Origin of the sequence: Humibacillus sp. DSM 29435, from assembly GCF_001758225.1 — a bacterium.
In the GTDB taxonomy this organism is placed as follows: Bacteria; Actinomycetota; Actinomycetes; order Actinomycetales; family Dermatophilaceae; genus DSM-29435.
On sequence record NZ_MAST01000045.1, the window covers coordinates 260,863 to 280,934 of the forward strand.

Below are 20,072 nucleotides of genomic sequence, written 5' to 3' on the forward strand. Positions count from 1 at the left end.
CCGAGGGCGGGGCTGCAGCTGAGGGAGATGCTGACAGACCGCGAGACGGCGTCCCTGGAGGCTCCGTCACGACGCCGGTTGTTGCCCGTCGGCTGGCCCCTGGTCGCGCTGTTCACCTTCTACCCCCTCTGGTGGGTTCTGGGAGTCGCTCCGTTCGTGTCGATCGGGGTCGCAATTCCGCTGGCCATCGAGCTGCGGTCCAGAGGAAAGCTGAGGGCTCCTCGCGGCTTCGGCCTCTGGCTGCTCTTTCTCGTCTGGCTGCTGGTCGGCGTGCTGGTGCTTCAGGTAGCCGCTCCCGAGGCCATTCCCACCACGAGCATGGCCAGATACTTCACGTTTGCCTTCCGTTACCTGTGGTTTCTCGCGGCAACCGTCGTGCTTCTCTATGTCGGCAACATGCGCGAGGAGCTGAGCCTGCTGTGGTTCTGCAGAGTCATCGGCTCAATGTTCATCGTCATCGTTGCTGGGGGACTGCTCGGCTGGGCCGCCCCGAAGTTCGAGTTCAACTCTGTTTTGGAGATTGTGCTGGGAAGCAAAGGCAAGTCGCCTTTCCTCCAGAACCTCATTCACCCAACGGCCGCCCAGATCCAGGACTTTCTCGGCTATGAGCAAGGCCGACCGAGCGCACCCTTCGCCTTCACCAACTCCTGGGGCGTCAACTGCGCTGTCACCCTGCCGTTCTTCGTCGTCGGCTGGTTTCACCGCGCCAGCCAGGCGCGACGGGTCGTTGGCGTCGGCGTACTCGTTCTGGCCATCATCCCGATCATCTCGTCCCTCAACCGCGGGCTATGGCTCGCGCTGACCCTCTGCGGTCTCCTGCTGGTCGTGCGCATGGCGCTGCAGGGCCGGCCGCTGGTGCTCGTGGGCGCTCTGGTGGCTGCCGCGCTGGCAGCGTCGATCATTGTCGCGTCGCCGCTCGGGGATCTGATCGCGGTACGCCTCGACAACGGAAACAGCAACACCGGCCGCACCAACCTGGGCACCCAGACGCTCGAGAGCACGTGGCAGGGTTCACCGGTGGTGGGCTTCGGCACGACCCGCGACCCAGCGGGTAACTGGGTCTCCATCGCTGCGGGAGCAACCGCCGACTGCCCTCGCTGCACGCCACCGCCGTTGGGAACGCAGGGCCAGTTCTGGCTGGTGCTCTTCGCGTCCGGTTTCGGTGGGGCGATCGCCTACCTCGGGTTCTTTCTCTACCAGCTGTTCAGACACTTCTGGATGAGGTCGATCTATGCCACGGCCGGGCTGAGTGCCGTGGCCATGCACCTGATCACCTCGCCCTTCTACAACACGGTCGACACCTCACTGCTCGTCATCCTCGCGGCGGTCGGACTCATGTGGCGAGCCCGGGTGGAGGCTGAGTCGCTGTGAAGTCCCCAGTCAGTGCGGATGTGCCACTGAACGGCTACGTCCAGATCGTCAAGAGACACTGGGTGGCGCTGGTCCTACTCGTGCTGGCGTGTTCGTTGGTGGGTGTCGGTCTGCAAGCGCGGCAAGGCACCCCGGTGGAGGCCCATCAGCGGGTGTTCGTGCGAGACATCCGCAACGGTGATACCGACGCGGGCGGCGAGCTGGCGACGATCGACTTCTCCCTCGACACGGAGGCCCAGCTGATCAGGTCGGATGGAGTCATCAAAGCCATCCAGGCCGCGGCCGGAACTCCGATGACAACGGCGGAGGCTCTTTCCCGGCTGCGGGTCACAGCGCTGCCGAACACCCGCATCCTGGTGCTGCACGTCACGCTTCCCGACGAGGCCAGGGCTACCTTGGCTGCGCAGAAGGCGAGCGAGGCCTACCTGTTGGCACGCTATGACCTGCTCAGCGCGTCGAAAACGGCCCAGCTGGCGCTGCTGCAACAGCGCTACGCCGACATCTCCAAGATCGTCTCGACCATGAACAAGACCGTTCCGGCAGACCGCAGCCTGCGCATCGACGTGACTAAGAGCGCGCTGAGCAAGTACAACAACGACCTGCGATACGTCGTTACGACGCGCAACAGACTCGCGAACAACTCTCTTGACGTCGGCCAGCTCGTGGGTGAGACGAGCGCCCAACCCAACTACGACGGATGGGTCATCAAGGGAGCCTCCGGCGTTGCGATCGGGTTGGCCATCTGGTTCTTCCTGGCGGTCCTGTTCGACGGAGCCTTCCGGCGGGTCAGCCCGCGCCGTCGAAAGTGGTCGCGCTCGCGTGAGGCCGTGCCGATCATCAGCCGGGTGAAGGTCGGCTCTGCCGACCGCGACGGCAGCACCATCGACCCCCAGGATCCCGCCTTGGCAGAAGCGGTGGCCTCGCTGCGCGCCTTCTCGCCGATCAGCGCTGTTCTGGCGCCGCTGGGAGACGCGCACTCACTGCAGGTGGCAGCCGCATTGGACGGCTTGAGCTGGGACCCCGATCCGGGCACGTCAGGCCGTGTGGTGCTCGTCGCCCCTTCCGATACCCGCGTCGCGGACGTCCTGGCCTTCGAGCGTCGCTCGACCGCCGCAGAGCTCGAGACCGTGGGACTGATCGTGGTGGGGTCGTGACGTCGTCGTCAGACGTGGCAGTGCTGATGTACCACTCGGTAGCCACCAGCTCGACGCCCGCGTTCAGTGACTTCGTCGTCTCGCCGGAAAGGTTTGAGACGCAGATCCACGCGCTGGCCGTCGCCGGCTTCACCAGCATCACCATGTCGCACCTCGCTGCGGCCAGAGCGGCCGGCGTTGCGCTCCCTGAGAAGACGATCGCGCTCACGTTCGATGACGGTTTTCTCGACTTCGCAGAGAATGCGTTACCGATCCTGCAGGCTCACGACTTCACCGCCACGCTCTACATGACAACGCGGTTCATCGGCGGAAGAAGCCGCTGGTTGGCTCCTGAGGGTGAGGCAGACCGACCCATGCTGAGCTGGGCCGACCTGGAGACGCTGGCGGCTGGTGGCGTCGAGGTCGGCGCTCACAGCGACACCCATCCGCAGCTCGACCTGCTCGCTCCCCAGGTTCTCGCGCGCGAGCTCATGGTGCCCAAGGTCACCCTCGAGGATCGTCTCGGAGTGCCGGTCACCTCGATGGCGTATCCCTTCGGTTACTCGACGCGTGAGGTGCGGCAGATGACAGCCCACCTCGGGTACACGAACGGGTGCGTCGTCTCAGATGTGGTCAGCAGTGGCGATGACCACCCCTACTCGACTCCCAGACTGACCGTGACCGGGAGTCACAGCGCAGCTGATGTGGTGCTCATGAGTGGACGGGCATCCACGCGCCAGGAGCGCACCAAGGCCCTGCTGCGCCACCATGCCTCCCGGGGGCTGCGGCGTGCCGGGCTCAAGAAGAAAGAGTCAGCGGCCCTGAGCCGGTCACTGCGGTGACGGCCGTTCGTGCGAGTCGTGACTGCGGGACCCGCGCTTCCTTGAGGTGAACCAGGCCAACGGACCAGACCGAGAAGGCAGGTTCGCCACCACAGCGGCAAACCGAGCGACGGACTCTTCGACGCCGGCCTCGGCATCGACCGGGTCGAAGCGGAGTACAGATGGGTCCGCGATGGCAGCGTCGAGGGCCGCGTGCAAAGCGCGCTCATCCTCGGCCAGCCAGATGTCGCCACGATCGGCGAGTCGACGGCAGAGGTCGACCTGGTGGTCGTCGACCACTTCACCGAAGGCCTTGAGACGTGGCACGACGATGGGCTTCAAGCCCATGCGCCGGGTCTCGACGATGCCCATCGGGCCGCCTTGCGTGACGACCACGTCCGCGCTCTCCATGAGCCGCATCAGGGTGGGGTGGGGCAGGTACGCCATGGCCTCGCCGTGCAGGGGGGCCCGTGCCGTACCGTGCTGCACGCTGAGCTCGATGTCGTTCAGGTGAGTCGCGGCCCAGCTGTCGGTCCAGCCGATGAGACGGTCGAAGGGATGATGATCTGATCCCACCGTCTCAACGATGGTCAGCCGGCTCACAGCAACGGTCCGATCACGTGCGCGCCTGGGTACAGCGCACTCTGGTCGTCCCACTGGATACAGAAGGCGGACGACAGGGGACGGCAGATCCGCCCGGTCACCGTTCGTGAGGTGATGCGGTCGTACACCTCGATGTACGCGCTGGGGATCCCCAGCACCTTGGCGAAGAGGAAGAACGGGATGGCTGAGCCCGCCCCTGTCGACACGATGAGATCCGGACGTCTCGTCTGTAACAGGCGCCACGCGATCACGGTGTTGCGAAGCAGGTTCGGCACGTTGCGAGTGGTTGGGTGGCGCACGAAGTCGATCTTCTCGCCCTCCAGCTGGGAGACCACGTCAGGGGTGTCGAACGTGGCCCATGAACGGTCCAGCGGCTCCCACCATGAGCGAAGTGCCAGCAGCTGAGCGAGGTGCCCTCCGCTCGAAGCGATGAGCAACACGCGTGACGGCCTGCCGTCCCCTACATCTTCTGTGCCCATCGGCATGCTTACTCTCTCCATCTCGATTCGTCTCTCAGTGGGCCATAGATGCGTCATGGATGCGTCATGGATGCGTCACGGACGCGCCATTGATACGTCATGGGTGAGTCCTGGGTCCGTCCTGGACGCACCGCTCTTGTGGCCGCGCGAGTCTCGCGCCCCATCTTAGGGAACGAGCACTGCCGTGGTCGGGGAATCGACCGCGACACCACCGGGCCAGCAGGAGAGCCTCTTGACAAGAATTCCAAAACGCTCATCTTGCCTTCGGCCCACCGTCTAGACTCGCCCTGTTGCCCAAACCATATGGAAGAGGAATCCTTGCTATCCGACGAGTCAAACACCACCACGCTTGCTGCGGTGGTGAGAGCAGCAGTCCGTCGGTACTTCCCGGTGGTTATCGTGTGCGCCCTCCTCGGAGGGGTTGCCGGCTTCGGCTTCTCGAAACTCTCACCGAAGTCGTTCACGGCATCAGCTTCGGTGCTGTTGCGTCCGAGCCCCGGCAACTCCTTGTCACCGCAGATCGGGCTGTCCAACGCGAACCAGCTCACGATCGCGATGACCACCGAGGTGTCCCTCGTCACCACGCCGGTCGTGGCTGCCAAAGCGAGCTCACTCGCGGGTGGCTCGTTGCCGGCAACAGGCGACGCCGTCGCAGCGACCGTGCCACCGAGCACGCAGATCGTCGTGGTCAGCTATACCGCGCCGACCGCAACCCGAGCAGAGGCTGGCGCCAACGCGTATGCCAAAGCGTTCCTGAGCTTCCGAGCCAGCAACGCCAAGGCTGCGACGGACGCACAGACGAAGTCGCTGCAGAGCCAGCTGAAGGCCGCTGATGCTGCCCTGAAGACTGCCGCTGCCCAGGCAGCCAGCGACACCGACCCGCGCTCCTATGCCGCCCAAGAGCTACAGCTGTACGCCGAGCGCGTCGCGTCCCTCAACAACTCGATCAGCACAGCGGGCACGGTCTCGCTGGACCCGGGCACGGTCATCCGCACCGGTGTTCTCCCCACGACGGAGAACGGGGTTCCCGGTTGGGTCCTGGTCGCGGCCGGTGCCATTCTCGGAATGGTCCTGGGCCTGCTGGCAGCAGTGGCCCGACAGCTGGGAGACAAGCGCATCCGCAGCGCTGACACCACGGTGGTCGAGGGCCTGCCCATCCTGGCGGCCGCCGCTGTTCCGATGCAGGTGTTGGACCCTTCCGACGCGGCCTCCGCTGACATGCAGTCGCTCCTGGAGACCTTCCGACAGCTTCGCACGGCGGTCACGACGTCGGCCGGACGCGGAACTGTGGTCGCCTTCACCAGCCTTCGCCCGGCCAAGCCCACTGCGGTCCTGGCCTACAACCTGACGACCACCCTCACCCTCGCCGGATACAGCGCCTGCGTCGTCGATCTGGACTCGTCCGCACCGGGGCTGCTCGAGCAGCTGGGTGCCACGGCCGAGTCGACCGGAGACGGCGCTGGGATCGCGGGCGTGGAGGTCATCCGTGCTGACGGGCAACCGCACGACTTCTACAACCCCGAGGTCCGGACTCGCCTGGAGAAGCTGCGGGCCACGAACGACTTCACCATTCTGGCTGCGGCCCCCTGTGGGACCGCTGACGGCGATGTCGGGGCCTCGCTCGCCGATGCGACCGTGCTGGTGGCGAGCGAGAACCGCTCCACCGTCCCGGGCGTCCGCCTGGCCCGCGAGCGCATGCTTCGCCTGGGGGCTCCGTCACTCGGGCTCCTCCTGGTCGGTCGTGTGGTGGCCACGAGCCACCGAAAAGCCGCCTCCACGCGAGTCGGCGCCCCGGCGGTTCCAGATTCCCATGCGCTCCGTGACTGATCGGCCCGCGAGCTCACTGACTGACGGCACCGAGGCCATCGACGAGACGTTGGACATCGTCCGACTGCTTTGGCCACCTCCACATCAGGTCACCACAGCCGGGCCGAGCCTGAGGCAGCGGGGTTTTGCCGTGCTGCCCAACGCCGTCCGGCCCACCCGGCTGGTGCCCGACAACCGATCTGGTTCGACCGCAGACGCGCTGTCGGGCGCCGCCGGCAAGGCGGGCCTGATGGGTCAACTGCGCCGAAAGGCTCTCACCGGTGGCGTTCGGGCCGGGCTGCTGCGGTTCACTCCGACCGGCGTGGCGATCGCGGAGGAGGCCGGCGCCCCGTCGCTGATCGCACGTCTCAGCGCCATCTTCGATGAGACTCTCACCACCTCGATCCACCTCGGTCCGCCACGGGCCAACCGCAAGCCGGTGCTGAACGTGGTGAACGCCGCCGGCCGCACGGTTGCCTTCGTCAAGGTGGGCATCAACCCCTTGACGCGGTCGCTCGTCTGCGCTGAGGGCAAGGCCCTCACTCGCATCGGGGCGGCTCCGCTCCGGGCCGTCCAGGTTCCGCAGGTGCTGCACGAGGAGACCTGGGGCGACCTGCGCATCCTCTGTCTTTCGCCCCTCGACACCTCCACCAGCAGGCCGGCTCCACTCACGCTGGTGCAGCAGGCGATGGTCGAGATCAGCGAGGCGCTCGGTACCGATTCTGTGGCTGTGGGTGACAGCGATCACCTTCAGGGCCTGCGTTCGAACGCGGCAGCACTGTCCTCACCACAGGGCCGGTTGCTCGTGGGGGCCCTCGACCGGTTGCGAGAGTCGTTCGGACACCTGAGCGTCGCCACCGGAGCGTGGCATGGTGACTGGACCCCGTGGAACATGTCGTGGTCGGGTGACGTGGTGAACGTCTGGGACTGGGAGCGCCTACAGCGGGGCGTGCCGCTGGGCATGGACGCCCTGCACCTGCAGATCCAGCGATCCCTGCGTGTTCCGGGCTCGGATGCCGCTCGGGTCACCGCCGAGCACGTGGGTCGTCGTCAGGAGATTCTCGCGCCCTGGGGTCACGATGCGGTCACCTCCACCATCACGACTCTCGTCTATCTCCTCACTCTTGGGTGCCGCTACGCCGTGGACGGTCAAGAAGAAGCGGGCGCCCGCCTCGGTCGCCTCGACGACTGGCTCTTCCCCGTGGTGGACCAGCTGTTGCATGAACGCGGGCCAGGAAGAGAGCGTTGAACAAAGTGAGGCCCACCCAGCCGATAACCCAGGCAGCAGATGGAACTCAACCCCCCAGCGTGAGCGCCCCTCAGCCGGGCCCTGCCAGCGAGGACGGGGGCCTTGGGGGGAGGCACGTGGCGCGCGCTGCCCGCGGTGGGGCGCTCAACCTGGCCGGTGCACTCGTCTCCGGGCTGTCGGCCTTTGCGCTCGCGGCCGTGGTCACGAATGGCCATTCGAAGGCTGAGGCGGGCGCATTCTTCACGACCACCGCTCTGTTCCTACTGGCCACCAACATCGGTCAGCTGGGTACCAACACCGGCGTGGTCTACTTCATCTCCCGAGCGCGCGGTACAGGGTCGTTGCGGAACGCCGGCGTCTACATGCGGCTGGGGATGCGCCCTGTTCTGATCCTGGGCGTCGCCCTGGCCGTTGCGATGTGGGTGTGGGCTCAGCCGCTGGCTGAGCTGATGTCCAACGGCCCGGTCGACAGTGCCGTGGCGAGCTCGATTCGCTGGCTTGCGCCCTTCGTGCCCCTTGCGGCGGTGCTGAATGTCTCCTTGTCGGGCACCAGAGGCCTCGGCAGCATGAAGGCCAACGCCATCCTCGACCAGCTGCTACGTCCCCTGCTTCAGCTCGGTCTGGTCGCGGTCGCCGCCTGGGTGATCTCAGCCGACCAGATGCCGACGTTCTGGGCCATTCCGTATCTCCCAGCGGCCGTCCTGGCCTGGTGGGCGTGGCGAAAGATGAGCCTTCGAGCCACCGGGGGTGCGAAACCTGACCCCGGCTACCTGCCCCGCCGGGCCTTCTGGAAGTTCACTCTGCCGCGCGGGCTCTCCGGGGTTGCCCAGGTGGCGATGCAACGTCTGGATATCATCCTTGTCGCGTCCCTGGCCGGGGTCGGTCCCGCCGCTGTGTACGCCGCGACAACACGCTTTCTGTCGTTGGGACTGTTGGCCAACGGCGCGATCTCACAGGCGGTGCAGCCACTGCTCGGTGAGGCGCTGGGTCGAGGCGACCAGCGATCAGCACGAGAGCTGTACCAGACGGCCACGGGGTGGCTGGTGATTGGCGCCTGGCCCATCTACTTCTTCCTCATCATCTTCGCGCCGACCATTCTTCGCGTGTTCGGTGGGGGCTACGGTGACGGTCGGCCGGTTCTGCTCATCCTGTCGGTGAGCATGATCGTCGGCACGGGTTGCGGGATGGTGAGCATGGTGCTGACCATGGCCGGTAAGACGACCTGGAACCTGGCCAACGTGTTGGTCGCCTTCGGGGTGAACATCGGCTTGGACCTGCTGCTGATCCCGCACTACGGAATCGTGGGAGCGGCTGTCGGTTGGGCCGTCGCCATCGTCACGGCCAACCTGATTCCCTTGATCCAGGTGTCGGTCGCCTTCAAGCTGCATCCGTTCGGGCGCGGGGCTCTGGTCTCGATGGGCTTGGCCACCGTCTTCATGGGCCTGCTCCCGTGGTGCATTCAGCTCCGACTGGGCCAAGGCGCACAGTCGCTCGCCGTTGCCGCCGTCGTCAGCGGGTTCGTCTACGCCGTGATGTTGTGGGTGACGCGTCGTCAGACAGCGCTGGTGGACCTGCTCAGTGCCGGCCGGCGTCGCACTCGTTCGAGCTGACCGAGGCCCGGGCCAGGTGTGACAGCTTCGCCCCCGGACCACCGCGCCAGACGGCGCTGCTCGGTGGTTCGGGGGCGAAGCTGCTCGTCTGCGGGGCTCATCTCCGGTTCAGTGGAGCACCCTCGCGTGACTCAACGACGTTGTAGCCAGGGCGGGGGTCGCCAGGTGTCACCGAGCAGCCGGGCCAGGTGTTCGTTGTGGGGTGCGAAGTGGTCGTCGAGCTGCTTCATCGTCTGCTGGTCCATGCCGCTGCGCGGCTCGGCGTTGTAGCGCTTGAACCTCATCCCCGGCTGCGGGGAGAGTCCCAGAAAGCGAGCGAGGTTCTCGAACGTGGTCTCGGGCTCGGTGAAGAAGAGCTCGGAAGCCATGACGTGGATCTGCTCTCGAGGAAAGTGGCACAGCCAGCGTTCGAGCAGTGCGGCATACTCACCGCGACCGACGTACGAATGGTGACGGTGGGGGAAGCTCTCGTAAGCCGGGTCGCGCCGCATCAGCTCGACCTCCCCGGACAGTCGTTCCGGTTCCAGCGCCAGGGCACGGTCGAAAGACTCGTGCTCGTAACCCCGTGACACTTCGTGCTGGTAAGCGGAGTAGGCCCGCTCGACGGGATCGCGCAGCATCACGACCAGCTTGACGGAAGGCAGATCCTGAGCCATGCGCTCGGGCGCGAACGGGTGGAACATGTAGTAGCCGCTCGCCTCGAAGACCTGCGGCTGGTGACCGGGCGTGACCTTCCGGGACGCTGCCCTACGGGTGGGGAAGTGGCCCGCGTACCACGACGGACCTCGGTAGTAGTTGAGGTCGAAATAGTTGATGCCCTTGTGGAAGGTCGGACGTACCACGTCCTGGTGTTCCATCAGGGCCCGGAACAGCGAGGTTGTGCCACCGCGTGAGGCACCGATCATGATGAAGTCCGGTTTGACGCGAAGGCCCGATGACATCGAGCCGGTTGACACGTAGAGCTTTCGGCCGGCGCGTTGCAGCGGTTGCGGAACCGACTTGCGGATCGACGGCGTCATGAACGCTCCTGCCGTTCAGCCGGTGCAGCCGATGTGGTCGGCTGCGATGCGCGGCCGGCCACCGGCCATCCCCACCGTTCGCGCAGCGGAAGTCCGCTGAGCCTTTCCGCCTCCACCACCTCGTCCATCAAGGTGTCTCGAACCAGGTCACGGTCGTCGTCGGCCAGTACCGGCGCATCCTCCCCAAGCGGCTCGTAGAGAACTGAGTGCACCAGACGTGACCGCTTGATCCTTCCGACGATCTTGGCGCCGTCGTGGGTGCGGACGAAGTCGGCGCTCCGACGAACGAGCCACGCCAGCAGCGGCACCCGGGCCCGGCTCGCTGGGAGCCTGGCTTCCAGCTCGCCGTCGGGCAGGGGATTGCGGTTCAAGCCCAACCAGTCGGTCAGCCCGTCGATGAATCCCTGGGGGTCGGTCCGAAGGTCGTCGAAGAGCCCCACGAAAAGGGAGTCCCCGGAGTAGAACTCTTGGAAGCGACTCAGCTGGGTGCCATAGCGTCCGTGCTCGAGGAGGTCCGGGAAGCTCGAGAGCGCCTCACGAAAGGTACTGGGGCCCTCACCGTGCTTGCGCATGTAGAGGTAGGACGAGAAGGCTCGAGTGGCCGGATCGCGAAGTGTCACAACGAGCTTGGCTTCCGGGATCACGTGGTGCATGCGGGCCGGTGCCTCTGGGGAGGCCAGGTAGTCGGGACACACCTCGCCGACGACAACGTGCTGTGGTTCGGTGCCTCGGAACTGGTTGGCGTACCACTGTTCACCGCGCGAGTAGAAGCGGTCGAAGAAGTAGAGGTCTTTCGCCTCCGAGAGCTTGATCTGAGGGTGGTGCGACAAGGCCTCGTGCAGCCAGGAGGATCCCGCCTTGTCGGGGCCGATGTAGACGAAGTTCGGCAGCCGTCCGCTCGGCTTCATGACAGACCTCGGCCGAACCGGCGGGCGAGCCCCAGGGCTCGTCGTGGGTCGACACCGGTCGTGGCCTGTGCCAACGCCAGGTAGGCGTGCGGCGCGACGGGGTACCTCAGCAAGGCTTGTCCAGACAGCTTGAAGGCTGCGCGACGGTGGCCCAACGACGACTGGGCGAACGCGATCTGGCCCAGGATGCGCGCGTGACCCGGCCGGCTGGTTTTGAGCTCGGGATGAAGCTTGAGCAGGAAGGTCAACGCCTCGCTGGTGTTCTCTGCCCGCTGGAGAAACCACGACTGGTTGTCCTTGCGGATGTCGGCCAGCGGCTCGCGAACCACACCGATGGCGCCCACCTGAGCGACACGCAGCAGGAACTCGTAGTCCTCTGCGTAGCCGTGTGGAAGGTTCTCGGCGTACTGTCCCGCCCTGGCGAAGGTCTCCCTACGCATCACCAACGTCGATGAGTGCAGCTCCTTGACCCGGTTGCGCAACAACGTCTTCTGGGAGATCCGTGGTGACCGGCCCGGCCACTCCACGACCCTGCCGGGGAACAGGAGTCGGATGCCGGAACCGACCGCAAGGAGGTCAGGCTCGTCGCTCAGGAGCCGTACCTGGGCGCGAAGCTTCCCGGGGTGCCAGACGTCGTCGTCGTCCGAGGTCGCGATGAAGGTACCTCGCGCCGCGTCGAGGCCGCTGTTGCGAGCGCCCGCCAAGCCGGGGGCGTGCGCAGTGTTGAGCATCACCTCGACGGTGCGTCCTGCAGCGCCCATCTCCGTCAGAGTGTGATCTGGTTCCTCCTGGTCGTGCACCACGAGGATCTCCATCTCTCCGGGGTAGTCCTGCTGCACGATGCCGGCGAGGGTCTCACGGACGAGCTCGGGCCGTCCCCGCGTCGTCACGACGACGGAGACCAGTGGCCACTCGCGAGATGCATCCTCGGGGCGGGGGGACTGGTGTGATGTCACACCCTTGTCGATAGTCATCGGTGTTCCTCGGGCTGCTTTCGTCAGGTGGTCGGTGATCAGGATCGGCGCAGCGATTGCCGTGGCGGTAAGTCGCTGGGAACGCGGCATCTTCGTGGTCCACGCAAGGTCGTGGCGCAGTGCGACCGACCCGTGGGCGAACCGTGAGGGGTTGCCTGAGAGGCCGTGGCTGCTCGGGAGGTCGATGGCGTCGGTACCGACATGAGCGAGCCACTCGGGATCGAAAGGAACACCGAGATCCGTGAGCACCCGGCTCACGCTCTCACGTGGGTGGGTTACCAGGTCCTCGTACGCGAGGGAGGTGTGGTGTTCGGCGAACCGTGAGACGAGCTTCGTCTCAGCCTGCGTCAACGTCCAGCGAGCAGCCGCCTCGGCCACGCCCCGACGATCCATCTCCACCACACCGGAGGCACCGGACTGGGGCCGGATGACGTCGCGTTTGCCCATCGAGTAGGCCACGCCTCGCACATCACGCACGACGTTGACCACCCTGAGGTCGATGTCGTCGCCGCAGAGAGCAAGAGCCTGTGACGGCCACTTGCTGGCGTCCACCACCACGTCAGCGTCTGCGACCTGCAGTATCGCCGCGTAGAGCGACCGGTGAAGCGAGCGGTACCGGGCCAGCTCAGGAGAAGGAGCGGCTTGCACCTGCTGCCGGAGAACAGCCGGCATTCGCCGCTGTCGGGCCACGGCCACCTGCAGCTCGGTGAACTCCGTCAGGATGGCATCGTCCCAACCACCGAAGGCGACAGCACCGACCTCGGTCCAGAACGGGCACTCGCTGAACAGCTCACCGCAACCGCAACGCTCATCGGCCCGGGCCACCCTCCGAAAGAGGTCCAGCAGCTCGCCCACGTTCACGTGTCCAGGCATCGCGCCGAGGGTGCGTTCGAGAAGGGTGCTTCCGGAGCGGCCCGCACCCGCGATGTAGATGACCGTCGGTCGTTCCTGACGGTTGGGCTCAGAAAGGTCTGAGGGCTGGCTACTCACGCTGTTCACTGTTTTCCATCGCCCCAAGATTGATTCGGATTCGTACGTCTCAGGTGAGGGCTCGTGGGCCTCAAAGGGCACCTCGACACCACGTCGGCGTTCTGTCCACTCAGGCGCACTGCGCCCGCGACCGAACTGGGTATCGGCTTCTCACCTGGACTCATGCTAGGCAAAGCCCGGCCGCTTCGCAGTGATCTGCCACGATTGACCCAGAAAGACCGCGCTACGCTCCAGGACCCAGGTCGATGGCACGGGCCCGCAGGTGCTCGAGCGTCGATCCGGCGGTGTGTTCGAGGGCGGCCAGCTCGTGCTCGTCGGTCGCCGCGCGCCAGCCGCGCGCCACAGTCGAGGAGTCTCGGTCGAAGTTGTGCAGTCGAGCGGCATCGGCGGCCTCGGCCTTGACTGGCGCCCAGCCCAGCTCGGATCGTTGGGTCATTCGGAGCCCGAGCCGCTCGTACAGCAGCCGGGCAGCCTCGACGCCACCCGTGGCAATGTCCTCATGGAAGACGACGAGGGCCCCTGTGGCGTCGATGTCGGCAATCGCGATGTCGTGCAGCGCAGCCCAGAAGGCGCCCATGTCGGTTGCGGCGTCACCGCTCGGTGACAGCGCACGATCGGCGCCGAGCCTGGCTTGCGCGATCGGGTCCAGCTCTTCCAGATCCGGAGACCATCCCATCCTGCGATAGCTCGCGAGGATGGCCCCCGGATGGCGTACGACCACCACGGCCTGCGCGCCGGTCTGGTGGTGCAGGGTCTCGATGGACAGCAGAGCGAACGGATCCTTGACGATCACTCGTACACCAGGCACCGGCGCCGCCCATTGTCTGACGCCGTAGCGGCTGTAGACCATGGGGTTCAGCCCGAGGTAGGCCGTGCGCAGAACGGCTTGCTGGTGGCGACTGGGCTGGTTGAGCCGGGTCCAGGCGTGCAGTGTGCCCCCGAGACCGTACTGGGATCCGCGGGGGTTCATCGGCTCTCGCCCGGCGAGCGCGGTGCCGGGCGCGAGTGCCAGCTGTCGAGCCAGCCACGTCGTTCCCGAGCGGGGTACGCCCGTGACGAGAATGGGCGGACGGGCAGGCGAGCGCAGGTTCCGCAGTGGCATGGGGCCCATCGTGACACGCATCCGGGTCGGCTTTGTCGACTCGGCCAAACAAGTCCCGAGGCCCGGGTAACCTGAGCGAACCGGGGGAATGTCAAGCGCCGGGAGCCCATCGACCACTCTTTTCCGAACGGAACCTCACATCTTGCGTCGTCTGCCCGTCGTCGTGTCCGTAGCTGCTTTGTCGCTTCTCGCGGCCTGCTCATCAACCGCAGGCAGCTCGAACGGTTCCGCCGGTTCATCGCCCCTGCCCAAGGCCCCATCCTCCACGGGCCAGGCCATCCGACCCTCGTCATCGGGTGGCGACTCGTGCACCGTCTCCGACAGGCTGGTGCCGTCGTGTGGGGTGATCTGGGGGATCTCGACGCAGCCGGCCACCCTGCAGGGCGTCGCTACGGTGGAGAGTCTGGTCGGTCGGAACTTCGACATGATCTACCGCTACCACGACATCGCACAGACCATCCCCGACGAGGTGGAGCAGCAGGCTGTCGCGGAAGGTCGGATCCTGCACCTGTCGATCGCCGCCCGGGAGTACGCCGACAAGAAGCTGGTCGTGACGTACAAGGACATCGCTGCCGGAAAGTACGACAAGTCGATCAGTGCCCAGGGGAGGGGGATCGCGAGCCTCAAGGTCCCGGTGTTCGTCACCTTCGAGCAGGAGGCGAACCAGCACCGGAAACTGGACGTTCGCGGTGATGCAACACAGTTCAAAGCGGCGTGGCGGCACATTCGCGAGGTCCAGATCGCCGCAGGGGCGACCAATGCCGTCTGGACGTGGGTGATGACCGGCGCCCCCGAGAACCTCGACCGCGCGGGCAGCCTCTGGCCCGGAAACGATGCGGTCGACTGGATCAGCTGGAACGTCTACAACGCCTCTGGCTGCAACAGCGGCCAGGTGAAGCCTGAGAAGTACAAGACCTTCGCGGAGGCCCTCGCGCCCTTCTACGACTGGGTGCACTCCAAGGGCCCCGGCCTGGGAATCGATCCGAACAAACCCATGATGATCTCTGAGTCCGGGTCGGTCATGTACAACGGCGACCTGGCCAAGACCGCTGACTGGTACAGCCAGGTACCGCAGGTACTGCAGAAGTATCCGCAGATCAAGGCGTTCACCCTGTGGGCCAGCCGAACGAGCCCGGCGTGCAACTACGAGTTCCAGAAGGAGCCGAGCGTGGCGGCAGCCGTCGCCAAGAGCGCGAAGATGGCTCCCTTCACAGACCGCCTGGCGCTGGCCAAGTCCTCCCGGTAGCTCCCCAGCGGCGCGCTGGTCAGTGGGAAGATCTGACCTCGCGCGGTGAGTCGACTGAGGTCACCGACGTGCTCCTGGTGTCGCGGGGCCGCGAAAGGGCCGGCCGGCTGGCGTAGTAGAGCAGCATGACGATCAGCACCAACAGACCCTCGTTGGCCCGCTGGACGAAGAACAGGACGTGCTCGACGACACCTGTCGGCGCTGCGGGAGTGAGTCGGTGCACGAGGAGCATCGCGACCAGCGCCGCTGCTGCTGACCACAGGCTGCGGACGCGGTTCACCGGGCGCCCTCGCAGGAGGCCGGCATCGAGCGCCGCCACCAGCAGCACCACGGCTGCGATCATCCCGAACGCCTCGGCCATGTCTGTGACGAAGGCGTCGCTCCCAGCCGAGACGACGGGGACCATGATCGCTCCTCCGGCCAGCAGCATGCTCCAGAGCGCGGCCGGACGACGCTGTTGCAGGTAAGGGATGATCAACGAGCATCCGATCATGGCCTCGTTGAGGGTGACAATCTGTGGGGCCCACGGAGCTTCCCTGAGCGCCAGCCCGGCCAGCAGCAGTCCGGCGCCGGCGGACACGGCGACCGGCCACTCGATCGACCTTCCGAGCAGGCGTGGCCGCACCCAGTCGATCCAGGGGCACAGAACCAACAGCGCCACGTAGGCCTCGCTGTTCCTCGAGAGGAACAGACCCAGCTTGCCGGGTATGACCTCGGAGAGGCTCTGGGTGAGGGCCAACCCCAGCAGCATCACCAGTCCGGCGTAGAAGAAGGACTTCGCGATGGTCGAGGTACGCATGTGGGGGTGTACTCCTTTCGGTTGTGCGGTCGCACAGCCGAGGTGACTCCTGCTCGCACTGCTCGGTCGCGGGGCCGTCAGGCTCGCGACCGAGCAGTGCGATCGTCGTGGTGGGTTGAGGGTTCACGCCACCTTAGGCTCCAGGACCAGTGTCCAGCTCACTCCGAGGTTGCTGGTGACGTCGGTCGTGGCGGTCACGCCCCCCACGACTCCGGTCTGCGGCCCGTTGCTGTCTCCGACCAACCCGGACACCCGTCCGGTGCCCGTCGAGTAGACCTCGTCGCGAGCAGTGAAGCCGCCGGTCGGGGTCCACTGGGAGGTGGATGCGGACTTCTCACTCCACACCCAGACGACCCACGAGCCGCCGGGCACGGTGACCGTCGGGGTGGCGTGTGACGCAGTCTTGGAATCGGTGGCCTTCGTGACGGTACCGACCGACCCCACGCCGCGATACGCGGTAAGGGTCAGTGAGACCTTCGACCGCTTGCCCAGGTTGACCTTCACCGTGGAGCCGGCGTCCGAGGCGGTGGCAGTGCGCGTCCAGATGGTGCTCGACATGCTCGAGTGCACCTCGCCGTCCTTACGGGTCCACCCGGCCGGGTCGCCGACCGTGGTGGTCGAGTTCACGGCGGCGGCCAGCACCATCGTGTCCCCGGCCTGGATCGACGCGGGCACCGTGAGCGTCTGGCTGGCCCGGTTGCCGTTGGCGACTGCCGTGTCGACGAACGCAATGTCCTCGGTCGGTTGCGCACCCTGATCGACGGTGACCTGTTTCGCGACCGAGGCCTGACCGCCCAGGTTGTCCGTCACTCGCAGCTGCACGGAGTACGTGCCTGCCTCGGCGAACGTGTGCGTCACCGACTGGCCGGTGCCTGAACCCGATGGGAAGGTCCACGCATAGCCGGCGATGGACCCGTCCGGGTCACTGGACCCGGCCCCGTTGAACGTGCACACGAGGCCGACGCACGAGCTGGTGAACGACGCGGTCGGTAGCTGGTTGGCCGGCGGAGAGGAGGACGGTCCGACGAAGACCGCTCGTGCACGCCAGTTGGTGCCCGACAGGGAGGGTCCATCCACCAGGGTCGAACCGCCGGTGGGGATGCCGTTCTGCAGCGCCACCTTGTTGAGCGCGCCATCCGCGGTGACGAAGTAGAGCGACCCGTCGGCGACGAACATGCCGTACGTGCCGGCCCAGGCGCGGCCGCCGTTCGCCGTGAAGTACTGCGACCCGATGATCCCGCTGTCTGTGCTGAACCAGCGCCAGTAGAGGTTGGAGTCGCCGGAACGCACGTAGTACAGGCGCCCGTCCGCGTAAGCCATAGCGGTGACGCCGGACAGCTGGCTGTAGAGGTCCACCGGCTTGCCGTCGTAGGTGCTGGAGCCGCTTCCCGTGCCGATCCCCGCCCACGCGGGGTCGTTGTACGGGTCGATCTTGATCACCGGGCCCAGGGTGGCTCCGGTCAGGGTCCGGGAGTTGAACGTGCCGGCACTCGTTCCGTACCAGAGCTTGCCACCGGCGTAGAACGACCCACGGACGCTCGTCCAGTCGATCCCCTGGCTGGGGATCGTCTGAGCCGGCTGAGCACCGCCGGCGCTCAGCTGGACGGTCTGCAGCCCGTTCGCTCCGGCGGCGGGCGGCGCCTGGTCGGTGCGCACGATCTCGATCGCGTTGACCAGGGGGTTCTCCTTGACGTGGCCGAAGTCGATATCGACCGTACCGTCGCTGACGACGTCGAAAGCCTTCATCGTGCCGCGCTGGTCACCGGCAGTCGCGGCGATGTCGAAGTCGCTCAGCTTCTTGACCCCGTCGATCGAGACGTCGAAGATGCGTGAGCCGGGGGCCGATGTTCCGCTGTAGCGGTTGGCGAAGAACAGTCGAACCTGTAGCGGAGCGCCGGCGGGCGCATTGAAGGCCCACTCCATGGCCGGGTCGTCGGAGGGCGACCACCGCTCGCTGTCGAAGACGGAGTTCGGAGTGGAGGAAGGAACCGTTCCGTCGCTGGTGGCCCCCGGCTCGTAACCGGACACGTTGCTTCCCGTGTTGCGGTAGGCGCTGACCGTCTGGTCGTCGGCCTGCCAGTCGGGCCCGGCGTCGACGGAGCCGGCCGCCGCACCGCCGGCGTTGACCCGATAGAGGATGTTGCCGTTGTCCTGCGCAGTCGATCCACCGACGAAGGCGGTACCAGGTAGTGGAGCGATGGCGTCCGACGCCTTGGCGCTCCCCCCGGCAAGCGGGAAGAAGGCCAGCTTCGGCCGCTTGTACTTGTAGCTTCCGACCCAGTCGGTGTTGCTGCCCATCCAGAGCCCGGCCGGCGTAGCGTAGAGCACGAAGACGGCCACCCCGCGCGGGTTCCGACCCGGGTTCCAGGCCAGGGGCAGGCCGGTCTGGGGATCCAGCGCCATCAGCCCGGCACGTGGCACCGCGCCCTGTCCGGCGTAGTCGCTGCCCGAGCTGTTGTTCATCCAGCGGTTGTGACCGCCGACATAGACAGCGTGCTCGGTCACCTCGACGCCCCACAGCGTGTCCCCGCCGGCGTAGTCGACCCACGTCGGTTGAACGTTGTCTCCGGTCGACGAGAACTCGAAGCGTGCCGCTGTGTCGCACAGCGTCCCCGCGTTCTGTCCGCCGGTGGACGTGATGACGAAATAGGAGCCGTCGGGAGAGACGGAGAGGCCACGCACGTAGCTGTCGAAGGCGAAGCTGAAGCAGGCTGGTTCGTAGCGACGGGTTCTCCAGTCGGCCTGCACCACGGAGGAGGGGCCGGTCAGATCGAGCAGGACAACCTGGTCGCGCATCAGGCCGTCGACCGTCTTGAAGTTGCCGATGGCGACGAGGCGCGACCCGTCGGGTGTCGCCTCGATGTTCTTGACTCCGACGGCACCCACTGAAGCGCCGGAGTTGTGCCTCTCGGCGACGTTGTTGCCCGCGAAGGAGTCGAGGGCCCCGGTGTTCGCGTTGAGGGAGGCAATGCCGGCGTGGGTGCTGTTGCCAACGCTGGTGAAGAAGCCTCCCAGGTACAGCCGGTTTCCGATACGGGCCAGGGAGTTGACGGTGCCGTTGATCGCAGGAGTGTTGAACGACGAGACGAGCGAACCGTCACTGACGTTGACGAGAGCGACCTTCCGCGCCTGCCTACCGTTCACCTGGGTGAAGGATCCCGAGAGGTAGACGGTGCCTGCGGTTGGCCCGGCGATGACGTCGGTGACCGCGCCGTTGAAGCTGGGGTTGAACCCGGTTCCGAGAGCGCCCGTGGTCGCGTTGAACGCCACCGCGCTGACTCGCGAGACAGCGGAGCCACCCTGAGGCGTGACACTGGTGAAGTCGCCCACGGCAACCATGGTGCTGCCGGTCTGCACGATTCCCAGAACAGAACCGTTGTTGAACGCCGGAGTCCAGGGGCTCGGAACCTCCGACACCATCGTGTCCTGACCGGGGGCCGCTGAGGCCTGCCCGGCCGGAGCGACCTGGAGCAGGCCCAGCGCGAGTACCACCCAAAGAACCTTGGCGAGCGTTGACCGGAACTGCCGCTGCATCTTCGACTCCATCGTTGTGGTGCTGACATAGACGTTGAGAGGATTGAACCCATCTCTCCCAGAAGATGTACCTGTTCGGCGAATCTGGTGGCTTCTGAGGGGGTTTCGTCTCACTCTGTCGAGGACACGCGGGTGCGTTGCCCCATTTGCGCGGAGAGCTCGTCGACACTCGACCTTCGTTCGAGGGTTTGGCCACCACGGGCGACGGGGTGGGGAATCGCACAGTCTCGAGTCAGAGGTCTTCGTCGCGGGCCCGCTTCGGCGCATCTCTCGAGAAGCGCAGCCAGAAGGAGACTCTCCGATGTCGCGAAAATTGCGATTCCACTACGGCCACAGCACACAACGGATAACTTGACGCTGTCAGCCACCCGGCGGACAGCAGGCTGCACAGTCACTTTGGGGATTCAATGGCGATCAATTCAGTTACA

General features: G+C 66.1%; 15 protein-coding genes. 7 read left to right on the forward strand and 8 right to left on the reverse strand.

What is annotated here, in order from left to right; all coding sequences use genetic code 11:
- Window positions 1-27 precede the first annotated feature (27 nt).
- From BA895_RS19245 to BA895_RS19255, 3 genes are read left to right on the forward strand one after another with little or no spacing between them, the layout of a single operon-like run.
- Window positions 28-1,371 (forward strand): hypothetical protein, encoded by a 1,344-nt coding sequence (locus BA895_RS19245; protein ID WP_070193481.1) that lies wholly within the window; start codon window positions 28-30, stop codon window positions 1,369-1,371.
- The gene (locus BA895_RS19250) at window positions 1,368-2,525 is read left to right on the forward strand and encodes a hypothetical protein (RefSeq protein WP_139142780.1); all 1,158 of its coding nucleotides are present in this window, start codon (window positions 1,368-1,370) and stop codon (window positions 2,523-2,525) included. The genes BA895_RS19245 and BA895_RS19250 overlap by 4 nt, the downstream gene beginning before the upstream one ends.
- Window positions 2,522-3,346, forward strand: coding sequence for a polysaccharide deacetylase family protein (locus BA895_RS19255; RefSeq protein WP_083283549.1), 825 nt, complete (start codon window positions 2,522-2,524; stop codon window positions 3,344-3,346). The genes BA895_RS19250 and BA895_RS19255 overlap by 4 nt, the downstream gene beginning before the upstream one ends.
- Here BA895_RS19255 and BA895_RS19260 read toward each other — a convergent pair.
- Both BA895_RS19260 and BA895_RS19265 read right to left on the reverse strand, forming a co-directional pair.
- Window positions 3,335-3,901, reverse strand: a complete 567-nt coding sequence (locus BA895_RS19260; protein WP_139142781.1) for a glycosyltransferase — start codon at window positions 3,899-3,901, stop codon at window positions 3,335-3,337. The genes BA895_RS19255 and BA895_RS19260 overlap by 12 nt on opposite strands.
- A 23-nt stretch (window positions 3,902-3,924) precedes the next feature.
- On the reverse strand, window positions 3,925-4,368 hold the full coding sequence (locus tag BA895_RS19265) for a UDP-N-acetylglucosamine transferase subunit ALG14 (RefSeq protein WP_254666563.1): 444 nt from the start codon (window positions 4,366-4,368) through the stop codon (window positions 3,925-3,927).
- 399 nt (window positions 4,369-4,767) lie between these two features.
- Between BA895_RS19265 and BA895_RS19270 the strand changes: the two genes are divergently transcribed.
- From BA895_RS19270 to BA895_RS19280, 3 genes are all read left to right on the forward strand, one after another.
- Complete coding sequence (locus BA895_RS19270; RefSeq protein ID WP_139142782.1) at window positions 4,768-6,234, forward strand: hypothetical protein; 1,467 nt, start codon at window positions 4,768-4,770, stop codon at window positions 6,232-6,234.
- Entirely contained in the window at window positions 6,227-7,462 is a 1,236-nt protein-coding gene (locus BA895_RS19275) for a hypothetical protein (RefSeq protein WP_139142783.1), read from the forward strand. Before BA895_RS19270 ends, BA895_RS19275 begins: the two co-directional genes overlap by 8 nt.
- 116 nt (window positions 7,463-7,578) lie before the next feature.
- Entirely contained in the window at window positions 7,579-9,072 is a 1,494-nt protein-coding gene (locus tag BA895_RS19280; protein ID WP_175442387.1) for a lipopolysaccharide biosynthesis protein, read from the forward strand.
- A gap of 131 nt (window positions 9,073-9,203) precedes the next feature.
- Here BA895_RS19280 and BA895_RS19285 read toward each other — a convergent pair whose 3' ends face one another.
- From BA895_RS19285 to BA895_RS19300, 4 genes are all read right to left on the reverse strand, one after another.
- Complete coding sequence (locus BA895_RS19285) at window positions 9,204-10,091, reverse strand: sulfotransferase domain-containing protein (RefSeq protein WP_070193486.1); 888 nt, start codon at window positions 10,089-10,091, stop codon at window positions 9,204-9,206.
- Window positions 10,088-10,999 carry a sulfotransferase gene (locus BA895_RS19290; protein WP_070193487.1) on the reverse strand — a complete coding sequence of 304 codons (912 nt, stop codon included), beginning with the start codon at window positions 10,997-10,999 and terminating at the stop codon, window positions 10,088-10,090. The genes BA895_RS19285 and BA895_RS19290 overlap by 4 nt, the downstream gene beginning before the upstream one ends.
- Complete coding sequence (locus BA895_RS23285) at window positions 10,996-12,963, reverse strand: glycosyltransferase family A protein (protein ID WP_139142784.1); 1,968 nt, start codon at window positions 12,961-12,963, stop codon at window positions 10,996-10,998. The genes BA895_RS19290 and BA895_RS23285 overlap by 4 nt, the downstream gene beginning before the upstream one ends.
- Window positions 12,964-13,186: 223 nt before the next feature.
- Window positions 13,187-14,065 carry a sulfotransferase gene (locus BA895_RS19300; protein WP_175442388.1) on the reverse strand — a complete coding sequence of 293 codons (879 nt, stop codon included), beginning with the start codon at window positions 14,063-14,065 and terminating at the stop codon, window positions 13,187-13,189.
- A 343-nt stretch (window positions 14,066-14,408) separates the two neighbouring features.
- Here BA895_RS19300 and BA895_RS19305 point away from each other — a divergent pair, with 343 nt between their 5' ends.
- Window positions 14,409-15,311, forward strand: coding sequence for a hypothetical protein (locus tag BA895_RS19305; protein ID WP_070193489.1), 903 nt, complete (start codon window positions 14,409-14,411; stop codon window positions 15,309-15,311).
- A 19-nt stretch (window positions 15,312-15,330) separates the two neighbouring features.
- Here the strand turns inward: BA895_RS19305 and BA895_RS19310 are convergent, their stop codons facing one another.
- Both BA895_RS19310 and BA895_RS19315 read right to left on the reverse strand, forming a co-directional pair.
- The gene (locus BA895_RS19310) at window positions 15,331-16,110 is read right to left on the reverse strand and encodes a hypothetical protein (protein WP_070193490.1); all 780 of its coding nucleotides are present in this window, start codon (window positions 16,108-16,110) and stop codon (window positions 15,331-15,333) included.
- 123 nt (window positions 16,111-16,233) lie between these two features.
- Window positions 16,234-19,644, reverse strand: a complete 3,411-nt coding sequence (locus BA895_RS19315; RefSeq protein WP_175442389.1) for a PKD domain-containing protein — start codon at window positions 19,642-19,644, stop codon at window positions 16,234-16,236.
- Between the last annotated feature and the right edge of the window lie 428 nt (window positions 19,645-20,072).